This window comes from Mammaliicoccus sp. RAM2, from assembly GCF_045897195.1.
GTDB classification, from domain to species: domain Bacteria; phylum Bacillota; class Bacilli; order Staphylococcales; family Staphylococcaceae; genus Mammaliicoccus; species Mammaliicoccus sciuri.
This window is the reverse complement of record NZ_JBJNWI010000006.1, coordinates 89,943-108,405: the sequence shown is the minus strand read 5'-3', so window position 1 is coordinate 108,405 and position 18,463 is coordinate 89,943. Positions and strand designations below refer to the sequence as shown.

Here is an 18,463-nt window from a genome sequence, read left to right as displayed (position 1 = left end):
AGGTGAATATTTGTGAAATGCTATTTTCAAATATATAATATAACAAAAATGATATGAGGTGGTTGAACTGGAAGATAAATTACAAATCTTAAAAGTTATTGTAGAAGAAGAAGGGTTTACGAATGCTGCAGAAAAGTTATATAAATCACAGCCATCCATAAGTAGAGATATCAAGACACTAGAAGAGAAATATCAAATCAAAATTTTTGAAAATACGAGAAAGCATATTATCTTAACAGAAGAAGGAAGAGAGTTATATAACTACGCATGCCAATTAGCTATATTAGATGAGCAACTGCAAACAAAAATTAATCAGCATAAAGAAGATGTGAAAGGGAAGTTTGTCATAGGGACGAGTCACACATTCGGCCAATCGATGTTATTAGACTTAACAATCTATCTACAAACGAAATATCCTAAACTGAATATTCATATATATGTCTATAACTCAGCTGATATATTAAGTAAGTTGAAAGATTACTCACTTGATCTAGGCATTATCGAAAAGCCAGTACTGGACGACAAAATCAATAGTGAAGTCCTAACAAGAGATAAATTATTACTCGTGAAAAATAAACAAACAAACCAAAATTTAAATCAATTAAGATGTTACGTTAGAGAAACAGGATCAGGAATAAGATATTATCAAGATATGCTATTACAGCAATTGAATTTAACATCTCGTAAAGTAGTCATTAATGATAACCAATTAATTTTAGAACTCGTTAAACAAAATATGGGCTATACGATATTATCCAATTTCTCTATAAAATCATTTGATGAAGATTATATCGTCACAAACGACCTAGATTTAAATCGGAATTTCTTTGTAGTGTCTAACAAATCAAGATACAAGACAAATAAATATAATACGATTGTAAATGAAATTAAGAATTATGAGTTTAGATAATAAATAAGCCTATCACTTAATTGATTAAGTCAGTTTTAAAGTGATAGGCTTGTTTTTGTTTTGAGTATTTTAATACATCCAAATTTGGATACTAGCTTAACGTAAAACCATAACGCACGAAGACTGAAAGATATCGTGCGCTAAGGTGCAAAATCAGGGTGTAACGCACGAAGACTGAAAGATATCGTGCGCTAAGGTGCAAAATCAGGGTGTAACGCACGAAGACTGAAAGATATCGTGCGCTAAGGTGCAAAATCAGGGTGTAACGCACGAAGACTAAGAGATATCGTGCGCCCCCCTATATTATGGCCCAATCTCTTAATGATACCCAAGTAATCTAGAAATTTTGTTAGCACATGTTTTTAATTCTTCTACAAAGAACTCTTTCTTATCTAATTCTGTTGTAGGGAATGATAGGCTGATAGCGCCTTGGACTTCGTTTCGATAGTTTACGAAGTAAGTACTTACGCAATATATGCCTTTTTCATTTTCTTCGTTATCAACGGAATAACCTTGTTCTCGGATGACTGCTATTTCATCGATGAATTGATCATAGTCTGTGATTGTATTTTCGGTTAGTTTAACAATATTCGATTGATTCCATATTTCTTGGATTCTTTCATTCTCATACGTCGAAAGTATAGATTTACCTACTGCTGTGCAATACATAGGTGCTCGTTTCCCGATTTTAGATGCCATCGATCGATTGTTATTGCTTGGTATAAATTTATCTATATATACCACTTCGTTATTGTCTTCCACTACTAAATGACATGTTTCCCCAACTGTTGTCATGAGCTGACTAATCATACTTTTAGCTACATTTAAAAAATCAATATTTTGTACACGTTTATTCCCAAGTTGGAACATTTTAAAAGTTATTTCATATTGATTGGTCAATGCGTTTTGTTGTACATAGCCGTTGCTAATCAATGAATTAACAAGTCTATGTACAGTTGCTTTAGATAATTGAATTTCATCTACTAAGTCTTTTAATGATATTTGTTCTTTTTCGGATATGATTTCTAAAATGCTTAATGCGCGGTCAATGGATTGAACGTTAGAAGCCATAATCATCACCTCTTTGATAAAAATATAGCATAAATTAATCTATGAATTAAGTAACATAGATGAGAAAAATAATTGACAACGTTTTCACAAACGTTATAATAATACTAAATATTACTATACAATACATTGTATCATAATGTGGAACGGAGGGCTATTTTGAAAAAATACAAAATTTTAAACCAGTTACATGAAAATTACCTCGTTGCAGTTGTTAGAGGAAATGATGAGGATGAAACAAAGAAAATTGTTGATGAAATCATTAAAGGTGGATTTAAAAATATAGAAATTACGTTTACTGTACCGAATGCTGAAGAAGTGATTAATCAAGTACATAAACAATATGGTGATGATATCGTACTTGGTGCAGGTACAGTGTTAGATGCTGCTACAGCACAAATTGCGATTAATAAAGGGGCTCAATATATTGTAAGTCCACATTTAGACACCAATATATCTAAATTATGTAATATATATTCCATTCCATATTTACCAGGTTGTAGTAGTGCAACAGAAATTATAGAAGCATTACGCTATGGTTCGGATTTAATCAAACTGTTCCCAGGAGGACAATTAGGCGCTGGATTTATTAAAGATATAAAAGGTCCAGTACCCAATGTTGAACTCATGCCTTCTGGAGGCGTGAATTTAGATAACATATCAGATTGGATTGAAAAAGGTTCATTCGCTGTAGGTATTGGTGGCGACTTAACGAAAGAATTTACAGGAAATAATTTTGAAGTTATTTCAGAAAAAGCTCAAAAGTATGTAGAAGCTGTTAGAAATCGATGAAAGTGAGTGGTAGAAATGAGGCTTTTCACAATTGGTGATTCCATGATAGCCATGAATCCTAGTAATAAAGGACCTTTGAAATTTAATCATACATTCCAAAGAACAATTGGAGGCGCGGAATTAAATGTAGCAATTGGTGCGAGTAGATTAGGGTTAGAAACAACTTTTTATTCAAAAGTTGGTAAAGATGAATTTGGTCAACATATTATCAATAATTTACGTGGAGAAGGTATTGATACAGATCATATCGAACAAGTATCAGGAAAAAATACGTCTGTTTATTTTAAACAAATAAATGCAGATGGAAGCGGTGCTTCATTTTATTATCGAGACAATGCACCCATTAAAGACTTAACAGAAGAAGATGTCGCAAATATTAACTTTGATGATATTGATTATTTCCACGTCAGTGGTGTGTTTGTCGCATTATTACATCATAAAATTGAACTGATTCAAGCGATGATGAAAAAAGCGCAAAAAGCAAATACAACTGTAACTTTAGATCCTAATATTAGACTAAAAACTTGGACTAAAGAGACAGCAAGTGAAAGTCTAGGCGCATTATTACCTTATACAGATATTCTGTTAACAAGCGATGAAGAACTAGAAATTCTTAAAATAGCGACACCATTTGAAAATATTGAAGATTTATTAAAAGAACAAGACTTACAAGAAATTATTATCAAACGTGGACATTTACCAACACAATATGTAAGCAATGAAGAACAATTTGAAACAGAAGTCTTTCCAGTAAGTCCAATCGATACAGTAGGCGCTGGAGATGGCTTTTCAAGTGGATACTTGTTCGCTTTAAGTAAAGGATATACAGCAAAAGAACGCGTAAGATTCGCAAATGCAGTTGGTGGAATGGTTACAGAAGTAATAGGCGATAACGAAGGATTGCCATATTTAGAACAAGTAGAAAGTTTCTTGAGTGGTAAAGAACTTATAAATAGATAGAAAAGAGTGTGTATACATGAAAGCAGCTAGAGTAATCGGAAAAAATGAACTTGTTGTAGAAACTTTAGATAAACCTAAGATAAACGAAGAACAAAATATTTTAGTAAAAACTAAAAAGGTTGGCATATGCGGTTCAGATAGACATATTTTACATGGAACTAACCCATTAGCAACTATTCCTAGAGTGGTTGGACATGAAGTAGTAGGCGTTGTAGACGAGGTTTATGGAGAGTCTGAATTACAAGTAGGCGATCACGTTGTCGTTGAACCTATTAGACCTTGTGGAGAATGTTATGCATGTAAGCAAGACAGACCAAATGTATGTGAGAATTTAGTCGTCTTTGGTGTTCATGAAGATGGTGGTATGAGAGAGTACTTCGCAATTAATGAGAAGCAACTTCATAAAGTCAATTTAGATATTCCTTTTGAAATGAGTGTTCTGATTGAACCACTTACAATTGGTGCTCAAGCAACTAGTAGAGGGAATCTTCAAGATGGAGATACTCTACTTATACAGGGTGCAGGTCCTATTGGATTATGCATATTACGATACGCTAAGTTGAAAGATGTGAAAGTAATCATTTCAGATTTAGATCAATCAAGATTGGATTATGCAAAACAACAAGGTGCAGATATTACTATTAATGTGGCTGAGAAAGATTTACTTGAAGAAGTTAGATCCATCACGAATGGAGAAGGCGTCAATGTGTCGATAGATGCAGTTTGTATGCCTCAAACATTTGAAACAAGTGTTCAAGTAACATCTGCAGCAGGAAGAGTGGTCGTATTAGGATTTGATGAAAGACCAGCTAATATTTCACAAATGCCTATTACAAAAAATGAACTGACAATCGTTGGTTCAAGATTACAAACTTATAAATTTGCAGAGGTAATAGAGAATATTGAAAAAGGTAAATTTGATGATTTTGATTTAGTTACACATCAATTTGATTTAAATGAAGCAAAAGAAGCGTTTCAATATATAGATGAACATCCAGAACAAGTTAAGAAGGCTATTATTAATTTCAATTAGGAGATGGATAAAATGGAAATGACATTTCGTTGGTACGGAAGAAACAATGACACAATTACATTAGAAGATATTAAACAAATACCTAATACAACTGGGATTGTATGGGCACTTCATGAAAAGCCAGTTGGTGCTATTTGGGAAAAAGAAGAAATTAAAGATGAAGTTGAATATATTGAATCACATGGATTTAATGCAAAAGTTGTTGAAAGTGTAAATGTTCATGAATCAATTAAATTAGGTAATAGTGAACGTGATGAATTAATTGAAAACTATAAACAAACAATTGAGAATTTAGCTGAATATGGTGTGGAAGTTATTTGTTATAACTTCATGCCAATATTTGATTGGACTAGAACAGATATGTTCCATCCATTAGAAGATGGTTCTACAGCACTTTATTTTGATTATGAAAAAGTGAAAAATTTAGATCCGAAAGAATTAATAGAAACTGTTTCAAATGCGAGTAAAAATCTAACAATGCCAGGTTGGGAACCAGAAAAATTAGATCAAATTTCAGAACTATTTGAAGCATATAAAAATATAGATGAAGAAAAATTATGGGATAACTTTGCTTACTTTATAAATGCAATCATTCCAACTGCAGAACGTTGTGGGATTAAAATGGCAATTCACCCAGATGATCCACCGTATTCTATTTTTAACTTACCAAGAATTATAACTGGCGCAGATAGTTACGAGAGAATGTTTGAAATCAATAATAGCCCAAATAATGCGATTACGTTATGTACAGGTTCTATGGGTGCTAGTAAAGATAATGATATGGCAGAAATTGCTTTGAAATATCATGAGCATGCACCATTTATGCATATTAGAAATGTTCATATCTATGAAAATGGCAGTTTTGTTGAAACTTCTCATTTTACAGAAGACGGTAATATTGATATTTCACAAATTATGAAACATTTATCAGATGCAGATTATAAAGGGTATATTCGACCAGATCATGGCAGACATTTATGGAACGAAGAATGCCGTCCAGGATACGGATTATATGATAGAGCATTAGGTATTATGTACTTAAATGGATTATGGGATGCATATCAACTTGAAAAGGAGTCTGGTAAAAATGTTTAGTAAACATGAAAGTTTAAAAGATAAAGTTGTTGTAATTACAGGTGGCAGCGGAGTTCTTTGTAGAAAAATTGCGAAAGAATTAGGCAAACAAGGCATGCAAATCGCCATTTTAAATCGTACTTATGATAAAGGTGCAGAAGTTGTTAAAGAAATAGAAGCTGAAGGTGGTATGGCTCGTAACTATTCAGTTGATGTGACAAATGAAGAATCGCTTACAAAAGCTAAAGATGAAATTATAGAAGCATTTGGAAAAATTGACTATTTAATTAATGGTGCAGGTGGTAATAACCCTGACGCTATTACAGATTCAGAATCATATAATGCTGAAGATAAAAAGAACTTTTTCGATTTAGAACAAAGTGGATTTGAACATGTATTTAATAATAATTTTATTGGTTCATTTGTTGCTGCTAAAGTATTCGGTAAAGAATTACTGAAGTCAGAGCATGCCAGTATTATTAATTTTTCTTCTATGAGCAGTTATGCACCAATGACTAAAGTCCCAGCATATAGTGCAGCAAAAGCTGCCATTAATAATTTTACGCAGTGGTTGGCAGTTTATTTTGCAGAGGAAGATATTAGAGTCAATGCGATAGCACCAGGATTTTTCTTAACAGAACAAAATAGAGACTTATTATTAAATGAAGACGGAAGTCTGACGGCACGTTCAGAAAAAATATTAAGCCAAACACCACTTGGAGAATTTGGAAAACCAGAAGCACTTATCGGTACGATTTTATGGTTATTAGATAAAGAATATTCATCATTTGTAAATGGCATTACTGTACCAGTTGATGGCGGGTTTATGGCATACTCAGGCGTTTAATAAACATATAAAGGGGATTGAAGCATGGGAAAAATAGGTAGAAATGGCAAGATTATTTTAATATTTCTATTTTTAGCGGGTGTTATCAATTATTTAGATCGTTCTGCACTTTCAGTAGCAGCACCATTTATACAAGAGGATTTAAAATTAACACCAGGTCAAATGGGTATTATTTTTAGTAGTTTTTCAATTGGTTATGCAATTTTCAACTTTGTCGGTGGTGTAGCTTCTGATAAATTTGGTGCAAAAATCACATTGTTTGTTGCAATGATTGTTTGGTCATTATTTAGTGGTGCGATCGTTTTAGTAGTCGGATTTGTAAGTTTATTTATTGTCCGAATATTGTTTGGAATGGGTGAAGGTCCATTAAGTGCAACAATTAATAAGATGGTCAATAACTGGTATCCACCTTCAAAACGTGCAACAGCTGTAGGACTAGCAAACAGTGGTACACCTCTTGGTGGTGCTATTTCAGGTCCGATAGTTGGATATATCGCTTTACATTTAGGTTGGAGAGTATCTTTCGTAGCTATTATGGTCATTGGTTTAATTTGGGCTATATCTTGGTGGTTCTTTGCGAAAGAAAAACCAGATTATATTGAAGAAACTAAAATTGATGAAAAAGCAGATATAGCACCAGTTACTACATTTAAATTAGGATATTATTTAAAGAATCCAACTGTGCTCTTTACAGCATTTGCTTTCTTTGCTTATAACTATATTTTATTCTTCTTCTTAACATGGTTCCCAAGTTATTTAGTTGATGCTCGAAACTTAAGTATAGAAAACATGAGTTTAATTACTGTCATACCATGGGTTTTAGGGTTTTTAGGATTAGCAATGAGTGGTATAGTATCAGACTTTGTCTATAAACATACTGTTCAAAAAGGTGTGCTTTTCTCTAGAAAAGTTGTCCTAGTTGTTTGTTTATTCCTTTCAGCTGTGTGTATCGGTATTTCGGGAATAGTCACAACAACTGCGGGTGCTGTAACGTTAGTTGCCTTATCTGTTTTATTCTTATATTTAACAGGCGCAATTTATTGGGCGATTGTACAGGATGTTGTAGATAGTAATAATGTTGGATCTGTTGGTGGTTTTATGCATTTATTAGCAAATACTGCTGGTATTGTTGGTCCAACTATTACAGGTTATATTATTCAAACAACAGGAACATACACAGCTGCCTTTCTACTTGCAGGTGGATTAGCAGTGATAGCTTCTATCGCCGTTATATTCTTTGTTAAACCAATTGTAAAACCTGAAAGCGTATAAAATCGAGTAAAGGATGGGTGAAATAATGGAAGGATTACATCAAATTATTTCTTCTGTGAAAAAAGATGAATTACCAGAATCAGAAATCATAAAAGTATATAAAAAATCTCTATTTAAAGAAAAGAATACAAGTATTATCATGATTAAAGCTGAAAACGAAAAGTATTTATTAGCAGTTGGTAATGATCATTTATTTCAAGATATTAATGGTGAAGAATATGGTAATGATGCTAAATTGTGCCCATTAACTCATGAAAATAGATTAGTGTTAAATCAATATTTTGAATTTACAAAACCGCGAGCATTTGGTCAGAATGAAACAACGATAGGTTTAGGTGATAGATTAGGTCTTGCGACACCTGGCCATGTTGAAGCAGTACGAACTTCTAAAATGAGACCTGTTTTTGCACAACAAAGTATTCGAGAATTAGATTTAACAAATCGAAAAATGGAAGATGTTATCGACTCAGCAGCTTACAGTGTTATACAAGCAGGTTATACAGATGGTTACGGTGCAGATGGTGATCATCTTAAAGAAGAAAGGGATATTAAACATGAATTAGAGCTCGGTATTTCGATGTTAACTTTAGATTGTTCTGATTACATTAGAAATGATGTTGATTTAGACAATCATGATGAAGTAGAAGCTGCCTATCAACCGTTTAATCAAGAGATAAAGCAATACTATGAAGATAAGTACTTAGGTAAGTCTTATCAAATCGAACATAATGATTTGGTGTTTGATAAACATGAACTTATGAAAGTTGTTGTCGTTTATCATAAAGCAATCGAATACATGGTTTATATATACAAAACTTACATCGAGCCTTTAGATAGAGATATTGATTTTGAAATTTCTATTGATGAAACAATGACTATTACAACACCTTTTGATCACCTTTTCGTATCAAAGGAATTATATGATCAAGACGTGCAAGTGACGAGTTTAGCACCAAGGTTTTGTGGAGAATTTCAAAAAGGTATAGATTATATTGGTGATATTGCTCAGTTTGAACAAGAGCTTGAAGTACATGCTCATATTGCAGATTATTTTAAATATAAATTAAGCATTCACTCAGGTAGTGATAAATTTTCTGTATTTCCTTTAATAAGTGAAAAGACGCATAAACGTTTCCATATAAAAACAGCAGGTACTAACTGGTTAGAAGCTGTGCGCTTAATAGCCATACATGAACCGAATCTATATAGGAATATACATCAATATGCTTTGGATCATTTTGCGGAAACGCAAAAATATTATCACATCACGCCTAATATTGAAGATATAAAGCCAATTGAGCAATTAACTGAAACGCAATATCAATCTTATTTAGAAGATGATAATGCGAGACAACTCCTACATGTCTCATATGGGTTACTTCTGACTGTTAAAAATGATAATGGTCACTATATTTTTAAAGATGATATATATGCCGTTTTAGTAAAATATGAAGATGAATATGCTGAATTGCTTAAAAATCATATTGGTAAACATTTGGAACTATTGAACTTTAATTCAAAATAAAAATGAAAGAAAGTGTATAATATGAAATCAATTGTTTGTGAAGAACCTGGGAAAATGATTATTCAAGAAACTAAAGAACAAATCTTCATAGAAGAGGATCATATATTAATTAATGTAAAACATATTGGAATATGTGGAACAGATATTCATGCATATGGTGGTAATCAGCCATTTTTTGAATATCCTAGAATATTAGGACATGAATTGTCAGGGATCGTTAAAGAGATTGGGAAAAATGTTGAAGATATTTCGAAAGATGATAAAGTCACAATCATACCTTATGTCCATTGTGGAAAATGTTTAGCTTGTCGTAATAATAAGACGAATTGTTGCCAGAACATAGAAGTAATCGGTGTACATAGTGATGGAGGTATGACAGAATATTTATCAGTACCAGCTCAAAATGTGATTAAAGTTAATGATTTACCGATTCATATGTCTGCTATGATTGAACCTTTAAGTATTGGTGCACATGGCGTTAATAGAGCAGATGTTCAATCAGGTGAAACAGTATTGGTTGTTGGAGCTGGTCCGATAGGTTTAGGCGTTGCTCGTTTCTCTAAATTAAAAGGTGCGAAGGTTATTGTAGTTGATCTTAGGGCTGAAAGATTAGAATTTTGTAAAGAATGGTCGGAGTGTGATGAAACTATAGTAGTTAGTCCTTCCATTATTGATGACATTCTTTCAGTAAATGATAATGAATATCCAACAGTTGTGTTTGATGCAACTGGTAACAAGAAGTCTATGGAACAAGCATTTAATTACGTTAATCATGGCGGTAAAATAGTCTATGTCGGTTTAGTTAAAGACACGATTGAATTTGTAGACCCAGATTTTCATGCTAAAGAAATAACACTTATGGGAAGTAGAAATGCGACATTAGATGATTTTGAATTTGTAATTGAGCAAATTAGACAAGGTAAAATACAAGAAAGCTATTTTACTAAACATATTAAATTCGGAGATGTCCCAGAATTTTTTGAGCAAGAGCAGTTTCAAACGAACAAAACACTTATAGAACTATAATTTTAAACTCATTTTAGCAATTATGTTAAAGTGAGTTTTTTTGTGCGCAATTTTAATTGGTATGCAGACTTTTTACAGATGTAGAAGTTTAAAAGAAGTTAATTCATTACTTTAGTAACGCGATAGTTTATAATGAATGATATTTTAATGTCTATTGTAATGGACAAACAAAAGTAAAACGCTTACATATATTTGTTTTATGATAAAGCTACAGGGAGGTTGTAAAAGTCATGGAAGGTGATAATCAAGAGAAGTTAATTCATTACTTATTAAATGCGCATTCGTTTGTCGATTCAAATCGATTGGCTAAACATCTAAATGTTTCTACTAAAACGATTTATCGACTTGTTAAACGTATAAATGATTATTATAAAGAGCCTCTTATTATATCTGAAAAAGGTAAGGGCTATCGTATTGATGATAAAGAATATATTGAACAGCATGAAATAGGGCAACTTCATCAAAATGATTTGTTTTCTCCTATTGAAAGACGAAATATGATGACAAAAGATTTATTATTAATCTCCCCTAAATCGATATCTATCTTTAATATTATCGAACGTTATTATATTTCTGAGAGTGTTCTGAACACAGATGAGAAAAAAATTGAAGAGATGTTAAAACGTTTTAATTTAAATTTAGAAAGAAAGAATCGTCATTTATTTATAAACGGTGATGAAAGTGATATTCGAAATGCATTGTTAGAACTCATTGGAGATGGGCAACTGTCTAATTTCTCGGCATATAATGTTATCGATCAAAATGAGGATAAAGATGCACATTTTGTTCAAGAACAAATCAATAAGATTGAGAATTATAAAGATATGATTATTCCTTATCCTTATAATGTGAACATTTTCTCTCATTTATATATTTTAATTATGCGCTTTAGAAAAAGAGGTGTGATCAAACAAGACAAAGATAGAAAGACACCTGAATTGATAAAGTTAAAAAATGAGTATCAATCATTTTATAGAATGAGTGACATGGTCATTGGCAATGTTGAACAATATCTTCATACTCAATTACCTGAAAATGAACGAATTTATTTGTTTGAATATCTTATTTCTTCAAGATTTGAAACGCAAAATATTCAGCATAATCAAGAAGACATGCAATATTCACAAGAAGTCATTGATATAACAAATGCATTGATAGATGGTGCGAGTCATGAATTAAATCATTCATTTAAAAATATTGATTTAGAGCAGCAACTTCTTAAACATATTAAACCGATGCTTAATCGAATTGAACATGGGTTAAATGTCAGAAATGCTTTAATAGAACAAATTAAAATTGAATATCCACATGTATTTACAGTTATTCGACAGATTTCAGATCAAATTTCTAAAACGTATCATATTAAAAAAATGAATGACGATGAAATAGGCTTTTTAACACTGTATTTTGCGAAAGAACTTGAGAGAAATCCGAAGAAAATACAAACGTTGATTACTTGTACAACTGGCATAGGTACTTCTGAATTATTGAAAACTAAAATAGACAGAAATGTACCTGAAATTGAGATTGTAGATGTTAAATCTTCTTTTGATTTACAAGATGATGACTTGCATAAAGTAGATTTGATTATTTCAACTGTTCATATACCTGAAGTAAAGCAAATTCCAATCGTGGTCATCAGCGCAATGTTTAATAAGAATGATCAAATTAAATTACGAAAGATGATAGAAATGTTAGGTGATCACAATGAATGAATCGTTATTTTATGAAATTAATACAACTAACGCAATGTATCAAGATGTCATAGAAGAAATAGGTAGTCAGTTAAAGAAGAATCAATACATTCAGTCTGAAAGTGTTTTTATTGAAGAGGTACATGAGCGAGAACATCATGGGAATATTGAAATTTTCCCAGAAGTGATTTTACCGCACATTCAAAGTGAGAACATATTAAAGACTAAAATATTTTTAATTAAAAGTGAGACAAATATTATCAATTGGCATGACCAGTCATTGAAATTGATTATTTTGCTAAATCTTAAACCACAAGAAGATCAAGCAGTATTGCAAGACATTAAAGCATTTATGAGAAATTTAGCAGACGAAGACTTTGTAGAATCATTAATATAATTGGAGGAATGAAATATGAATATCGTGAGTATTTGTGCTTGTACAGTAGGTATTGCACACACATATATCGCAGCTGAAAAGTTAGAAAAAGCAGCTGAAAAGAAAGGTCATAATATTAAAATCGAAACACAAGGCACAATTGGTGTAGAAAATGAATTGTCACCTGAAGATATAAAACAAGCTGATATCGTGTTGCTTGCTGTGGATGTAAAGGTAAGCGCTAAAGAAAGATTTGAAGGTAAAAAAGTCATCGAAATACCGACAGATGTCGCAATAAAATCTCCAAATAAATTAATAGAAAAAATCGAACAAATTTCACAACAATAAAGGAGATGCTATATGAATTTAATAGATGTATTAGATGAGAACACAATCTTAACAGAACTTGAGACAAATAATAGAGAAGAAACTTTAGAAACACTCGTTCATTTATTTGATAAAGAACAATATATAGACAATTCAGAAGCATTTTTAGAAGCGGTTTATAAAAGAGAGTCAGAAGGCGTAACAGGTATTGGTAACTTTGTGGCGATTCCACATGGGAAAAGTAGTAGCGTTAACAAAGTTGGTATTGCAATTGGCGTCTTAAAAGATGAAGTAGAGTGGCCATCTTTAGATGATACAGGTGCGAAAGTCGTTATTTTACTTGCAGTCGGTGAAGATAACGACAATTCTAAAGAACATTTGAAACTCTTATCATTAATCGCAAGAAAGTTGAGTAATGATGAAGTGATTGAACAATTATTAAATTCTAAAAATAAAACAGAAGTTGTAGCAATTTTATCTAACTAACAAAGGGGGAGATAACGTGAAAACATTTTTTAATCAGTTGAATTTAAAAGGTCATTTACTTACGGCAATATCTTATTTAATTCCAGTTGTATGTGGAGCGGGATTCATGATTGCAATTGGAATGGCGTTAGGCGGAGATTCATCAACAGATTTAACGAAGACTGGCTATTCATTCTGGGATGTACTTGCAACACTTGGTGGAGCTGGACTGGGCATGTTACCAGTCGTTATTGCAACAGGTATCGCTTATTCAATTGCTGATAAGCCGGGTATAGCACCTGGACTCGTTATTGGTTTAACAGCTAATGCAGTTGGATCAGGTTTTATCGGAGGTTTAATAGGTGGCTTCTTGGCAGGTTATCTTGTTGTATTAATTATTAAATATATCAAAATGCCAAATTGGGCAAAAGGCTTAATGCCCATGGTTGTAATTCCATTTATAGCTTCACTTATAGGTGGGCTTATTATGGTCTATGTAATCGGCGCGCCAATTACACAATTTACGCATATTTTAACGGAGTATTTGCAATCACTCAGCGGTACTTCTAAATTAATTTATGGCATTATCATCGGAGTATTAGCAAGTGTCGATTATGGTGGTCCAATTAATAAGACAGTATTTGCATTTGTTTTAACTTTACAAGCACAAGGTATTCATGAACCTATAACAGCATTGATTGTCGTTAACACAGCTACACCAATTGGATTCGCATTTGCATATTGGATTGGAAGATTAATGCGTAAAAATATTTATAAAAAAGTAGAAGTAGAAACATTAAAAACAGCATTCCCAATGGGAATTATTGAAATTGTAGAAGGCGTCTTACCGATTGTTTTAAATGACATTATTAGATGTGTTATTGCTACAGGAATCGGAGGTGCAGTAGGTGGCGCGATTTCAATGGTGATGAACGCTGACTCGAAAGTACCGTTTGGTGGCATGTTGGCAATTCCAACAATGTCTCAGCCATTAGGTTTCGTCATCGCTATCGTAGCAAATGTTATTGTTACGGCTCTAGTACTTGTGCTACTTAAAAAACCTGTAAATGAATCAGAAGAAATGGTCGATGAAATCGAAGAAGATGACATAGAATTAGGCGATATTAAAGTATACTAATGGAGGTTTAACATATGGAGAATGTAAAGTTTTCACCATCATTAATGACGATGGACTTAGATAAATTTAGCGAGCAGATTACATTTTTGAATCAGCACGTAGAATCTTATCATATAGATATTATGGACGGTCATTATGTCCCTAATATTACACTTTCACCTTGGTTTATTGAACAAGTTAAGAAAATTTCTGACGTACCCATTTCTGCACATTTAATGGTCACGGAGCCTTCATTTTGGGTGGATGAATTATTAAAAGTAGATACAGATTATATATGTATACATGCAGAAGTCGTCAATGGTGTCGCTTACCGATTGATTCATAAGATTCATGATCAAGGTAAAAAAGTAGGGATCGTATTAAATCCAGAAACACCCATTGAAGTGATTAAACCATATATTCAATATTTAGATAAGATCACAATTATGACCGTTGACCCAGGGTTTGCTGGAGAAAAATTTATCGATGAAACATTAGATAAAATAGTAGAATTAAGAAAGTTAAGAGATGAACATCAATACAAATATTTAATTGAAATGGATGGTTCTTCAAATAAGAAGACATTTAGTAAAATTCAAAAAGCCAATCCAGATATTTATATATTGGGAAGAAGCGGGCTATTCGGTTTAGATGAACGTATTGACGAAGCATGGCACAAAATGATAGCAGACTTTAATAATGCCTTAACTGAAGTATAACTAATAATACCGCCACCTGAGTTGGACGACAACTCAGGTGGCGGTTAAATTATATTTAAACTATTTAATTATATCTATTAATTCTTTCTTAGATGCTGACCTTGCTGGTATCCAACCAAATACAATACCAATTAATGTTGAAACGCCGACAGCTAGTAAAATAGATCCTAGGCTCACAACACTTTGAACCATATCAGGCGTAACGGCTTCTACAAGTTTAGAAATCAAGATACCTATGATTAATCCTATAATGCCGCCGATTAGACATAGTACGATACTTTCTATTAAGAATTGTATTTCAATGTCTCGACCCTTAGCCCCAAATGCACGTCTTATCGCAATTTCTTCTGTACGTTCAGCGACTGAAATATACATAACATTCATCACACTATACCCGCAATGAATAATGAAATACCTGCTACTGCTGCAACAAAGTACGTAATGGCATCGAATACTTGTGTAATACTTTTCATGACTTCTTCCATATCTGAATACTGATAACTACCTTCGCTCATACCTGAACCTCTTTTATTTAAGAGCTTAGCTGCCTTATTAGCGATTTCTTTTTTGTTATCATCGTTATCTACTTTTAATTCTAGTTGTGGAAGTTCCTGACTTAAGTCGCCCATATATCGATTGAATGTTTCGCTAGGCATATTGACTGTATTTTCATACATAGGATTATTGACAATACCTACAATTTTAAATCCTTGGTCATCTATAAATAACGTCTTACCAATCGCGTCACCTTTGAACGCTTTTTTAGCGATCGTTTGATCGATTGTGACGACTTTTTCTTTCAATTCATTATCTGATTGCGTGAATCCTTTGCCTTCAGATGCATTGTTGACGTGATCTTTTTTGAAGATATTGATGTCAGATTGCTTTTGTGAATTGGTCATTTTTGCTCCATAACTTTGACTGTCATCTTCTTTAATTTTAGCATCTGTGACACCATCTATTTGTTTGACGAGCTCAATATCTTGTTTGTCGAATGGATTTTCTTTAGAGCCTTCCATATTTTCAGGCATGAAGCTAATCATAGCTTGTCCTTTACTCGCACCCGTATCAGCAAATTCATCAGATGCCGTCTTTTTAAAACCATTACCTAAAGACATAATGGTAATGACGGCAGCTATACCGATAATAATACCAATCATCGTAAAGATGTTACGGCGTTTATTCTTCATGATAGATTTGAGAGAGACTGATATGATATTCGGTAAGTTCTTCATTCTATCACCTCTTCTCGCTGAACACGACCATCTAATATGTGTATCACGCGATCAGCTTGTTCAGCTACTTTACGATCATGCGTAACAATAATCATCGTTGTATTTTGTTCGCGATTAAGTCGTACAAATAAATCCATAATATCTTTAGAAGTTTGAGAATCAAGCGCACCTGTTGGTTCATCAGCGATAATGAATTTAGGTTTGTTGACAATCGAGCGTGCGATGGCGACGCGTTGTTGTTGACCACCTGATAACTTATTCGGTACAAGATGTTTTTTATCTGCTATTCCAACGTCTTTTAAGACAGATTCAACACGTTGTTTACGTTCTTTTGAAGACATACCTGAATATAATAGAGGGATACTAACATTCTCCATGATCGTATTATTTTGTATTAATTTAAAATTTTGAAAGACAAAACCGACTGTTTTATTTCTAATAAAGGCAAGCTTATTATCTGAAACTTGTTGATAATTCTCATCATCAAACAGATATTCACCTGTGTACCCTCTATCTATAAACCCTAAAATATTAATTAGTGTACTTTTCCCAGAACCTGAAGGGCCCATAATCGCGATAAATTCACCTGTATCAATAGATATATTAATATCTTTCAATATATGATTTGTTTCTTCTCCGTTTTTAAAGTGTCGATTTACATTAACTAAATTAATCATGATGCTATCTCAACCTTTTCACCATTATTTAATGTTTTCTTAGGTGAAATGATCAGTTTATCGCCAGATTTAAGTCCTTTCTCAACATAGATTTCACCGTTTTGTCGTTTAATATTAATATGTCGTTTATGAACTTTATGATTTTTATCGACAACAAATACATGATTGCCTTTTGTTAATACAGACTTAGGTAATTTAATCGTATCTAAAGGAATTTCTCCTTCAGTTGAGAAACCACTACGAACAGAAATGTCTAATTTACCAATCGTTACTTGATATTTAGAGTTGCCTTTACCAACACTTGGATTATTAGAAACAGGATTAGATGTCTGCGTTGTCTCACTTTCTGGATCTGCAGTATTCATCGATTCACTTTGGTTACTATCATCGTAACTTGTAGGTAATTCAGAAATCTTTGTCACTTTCCCTTTACCTTGTTCGCCAGTACTGTTCACCGTTACATTAACTGCATCGCCAACCTTAATTTTAGTAATATCAAATTCAGATACAGAAGTTTTGATTTGAGGTTCACTCGCGACTAATTTTAATATTGCTTCACCACTATTAGCGTCATTATCATTCTCCATTTCGACTTTACCATCAAATGTAGCATACATACTTTCGTTTACTTGACGGTCGTACTGAGATAACTGCTTGTTAGCATCATTTAATGTATTTAAATCTTTAGATAAAGTGTTTTGTAAATCATTATTGTTCGGTTGCTGATTAATATTTTGGTAGTCTTGATCAACTTTGTTTTGTGCAGCATTTACATTATCTTGTAAATCTTGGCGCTTTTGATTATTCACATTATAGTTAATCAATTGATCACCTTGTTTAACAGATTGACCATCTTCAACAACTGTACTCACAAATTCACCTAACTGATCATTATTGTTATAAGTTTTAATTTTAGTAGGTGCAGCCTTACCAGAAATACTTAAAGGAGATTCCTTTTTAACTTTATATGTATCATAACCGTCTTTTTTATCGTCTGTATCATTTGTAGTTTGTTTTACAATAAGCGCAACAACAACTAACAAAACGATAACGATAATCCCGATTATCCAAAATAATTTACGCTTCAACTTATTCCACTCCTATATATTTTTATTCTCACATGGGAAATGTTACCACAGTTAGGAACAATAAAAAATAATACTTATGAGATTTAAGAATATTAAATTTGTAATTAATTATTCATGGTTTTTTATGTAATTCACAAACAATAGCGGAATCATACATGAGTGATAGAGCGTAATATTAAAAATATCCATAAAAAAGTACAAAAAAATAACCATCGCTAACTTTGAGCAAGTTCGATGGTTATTATTAACCAATTAAAT

18 protein-coding genes and 1 pseudogene are annotated in these 18,463 nt (G+C 32.5%); 15 read left to right on the top strand and 4 right to left on the bottom strand.

Annotated features, from left to right (window positions below; genetic code table 11):
- Positions 1-58: 58 nt before the first annotated feature.
- Positions 59-910, top strand: coding sequence for a LysR family transcriptional regulator (locus ACJTHF_RS10245; RefSeq protein ID WP_232157339.1), 852 nt, complete (start codon positions 59-61; stop codon positions 908-910).
- 318 nt (positions 911-1,228) lie between these two features.
- On the opposite strand, the gene ACJTHF_RS10240 is transcribed toward ACJTHF_RS10245, so the two are convergent.
- Complete coding sequence (locus ACJTHF_RS10240) at positions 1,229-1,981, bottom strand: IclR family transcriptional regulator (RefSeq protein WP_058590826.1); 753 nt, start codon at positions 1,979-1,981, stop codon at positions 1,229-1,231.
- A 156-nt stretch (positions 1,982-2,137) separates the two neighbouring features.
- Here ACJTHF_RS10240 and ACJTHF_RS10235 point away from each other — a divergent pair, with 156 nt between their 5' ends.
- The 14 genes from ACJTHF_RS10235 (at position 2,138) to alsE (ending at position 15,205) form a co-directional block, all read left to right on the top strand.
- On the top strand, positions 2,138-2,770 hold the full coding sequence (locus tag ACJTHF_RS10235; protein ID WP_058590825.1) for a bifunctional 2-keto-4-hydroxyglutarate aldolase/2-keto-3-deoxy-6-phosphogluconate aldolase: 633 nt from the start codon (positions 2,138-2,140) through the stop codon (positions 2,768-2,770).
- Between the two features lie 15 nt (positions 2,771-2,785).
- Positions 2,786-3,730, top strand: a complete 945-nt coding sequence (locus ACJTHF_RS10230; protein WP_058590824.1) for a sugar kinase — start codon at positions 2,786-2,788, stop codon at positions 3,728-3,730.
- A gap of 16 nt (positions 3,731-3,746) precedes the next feature.
- Positions 3,747-4,763, top strand: coding sequence for a zinc-binding alcohol dehydrogenase family protein (locus ACJTHF_RS10225; protein WP_217843913.1), 1,017 nt, complete (start codon positions 3,747-3,749; stop codon positions 4,761-4,763).
- Between the two features lie 12 nt (positions 4,764-4,775).
- Complete coding sequence (gene uxuA, locus ACJTHF_RS10220) at positions 4,776-5,858, top strand: mannonate dehydratase (protein WP_058590822.1); 1,083 nt, start codon at positions 4,776-4,778, stop codon at positions 5,856-5,858.
- On the top strand, positions 5,851-6,684 hold the full coding sequence (locus tag ACJTHF_RS10215) for an SDR family oxidoreductase (protein ID WP_058590821.1): 834 nt from the start codon (positions 5,851-5,853) through the stop codon (positions 6,682-6,684). Before uxuA ends, ACJTHF_RS10215 begins: the two co-directional genes overlap by 8 nt.
- A 24-nt stretch (positions 6,685-6,708) precedes the next feature.
- On the top strand, positions 6,709-7,956 hold the full coding sequence (locus ACJTHF_RS10210) for an MFS transporter (protein WP_048541526.1): 1,248 nt from the start codon (positions 6,709-6,711) through the stop codon (positions 7,954-7,956).
- A gap of 13 nt (positions 7,957-7,969) precedes the next feature.
- Positions 7,970-9,481 carry a tagaturonate epimerase family protein gene (locus tag ACJTHF_RS10205; RefSeq protein ID WP_407812616.1) on the top strand — a complete coding sequence of 504 codons (1,512 nt, stop codon included), beginning with the start codon at positions 7,970-7,972 and terminating at the stop codon, positions 9,479-9,481.
- Between the two features lie 21 nt (positions 9,482-9,502).
- Positions 9,503-10,507: a zinc-binding alcohol dehydrogenase family protein gene (locus ACJTHF_RS10200; protein WP_232157337.1), complete on the top strand. Its 1,005-nt coding sequence runs from the start codon at positions 9,503-9,505 to the stop codon at positions 10,505-10,507.
- 230 nt (positions 10,508-10,737) lie between these two features.
- Positions 10,738-12,222 (top strand): BglG family transcription antiterminator, encoded by a 1,485-nt coding sequence (locus ACJTHF_RS10195; protein ID WP_232157335.1) that lies wholly within the window; start codon positions 10,738-10,740, stop codon positions 12,220-12,222.
- Entirely contained in the window at positions 12,215-12,598 is a 384-nt protein-coding gene (locus tag ACJTHF_RS10190; RefSeq protein WP_058590818.1) for a PTS sugar transporter subunit IIA, read from the top strand. The genes ACJTHF_RS10195 and ACJTHF_RS10190 overlap by 8 nt, the downstream gene beginning before the upstream one ends.
- A 15-nt stretch (positions 12,599-12,613) precedes the next feature.
- Positions 12,614-12,925 (top strand): PTS fructose transporter subunit IIB, encoded by a 312-nt coding sequence (locus ACJTHF_RS10185; protein WP_037590079.1) that lies wholly within the window; start codon positions 12,614-12,616, stop codon positions 12,923-12,925.
- 12 nt (positions 12,926-12,937) lie between these two features.
- Positions 12,938-13,390, top strand: coding sequence for a PTS sugar transporter subunit IIA (locus ACJTHF_RS10180; RefSeq protein WP_048541537.1), 453 nt, complete (start codon positions 12,938-12,940; stop codon positions 13,388-13,390).
- Positions 13,391-13,406: 16 nt separating this feature from the next.
- Positions 13,407-14,507 (top strand): PTS fructose transporter subunit IIC, encoded by a 1,101-nt coding sequence (locus ACJTHF_RS10175; RefSeq protein WP_232157334.1) that lies wholly within the window; start codon positions 13,407-13,409, stop codon positions 14,505-14,507.
- Between the two features lie 14 nt (positions 14,508-14,521).
- The gene (gene alsE, locus ACJTHF_RS10170; RefSeq protein ID WP_049319517.1) at positions 14,522-15,205 is read left to right on the top strand and encodes a D-allulose 6-phosphate 3-epimerase; all 684 of its coding nucleotides are present in this window, start codon (positions 14,522-14,524) and stop codon (positions 15,203-15,205) included.
- 60 nt (positions 15,206-15,265) lie between these two features.
- Here alsE and ACJTHF_RS10165 read toward each other — a convergent pair.
- The 3 genes and pseudogenes from ACJTHF_RS10165 to ACJTHF_RS10155 form a co-directional block, all read right to left on the bottom strand.
- Positions 15,266-16,440, bottom strand: a pseudogene (locus tag ACJTHF_RS10165) (ABC transporter permease).
- On the bottom strand, positions 16,437-17,117 hold the full coding sequence (locus ACJTHF_RS10160; protein WP_049319519.1) for an ABC transporter ATP-binding protein: 681 nt from the start codon (positions 17,115-17,117) through the stop codon (positions 16,437-16,439). Before ACJTHF_RS10160 ends, ACJTHF_RS10165 begins: the two are co-directional and overlap by 4 nt.
- The gene (locus ACJTHF_RS10155; RefSeq protein ID WP_078355048.1) at positions 17,114-18,205 is read right to left on the bottom strand and encodes an efflux RND transporter periplasmic adaptor subunit; all 1,092 of its coding nucleotides are present in this window, start codon (positions 18,203-18,205) and stop codon (positions 17,114-17,116) included. Before ACJTHF_RS10155 ends, ACJTHF_RS10160 begins: the two co-directional genes overlap by 4 nt.
- Positions 18,206-18,463: the final 258 nt, after the last annotated feature.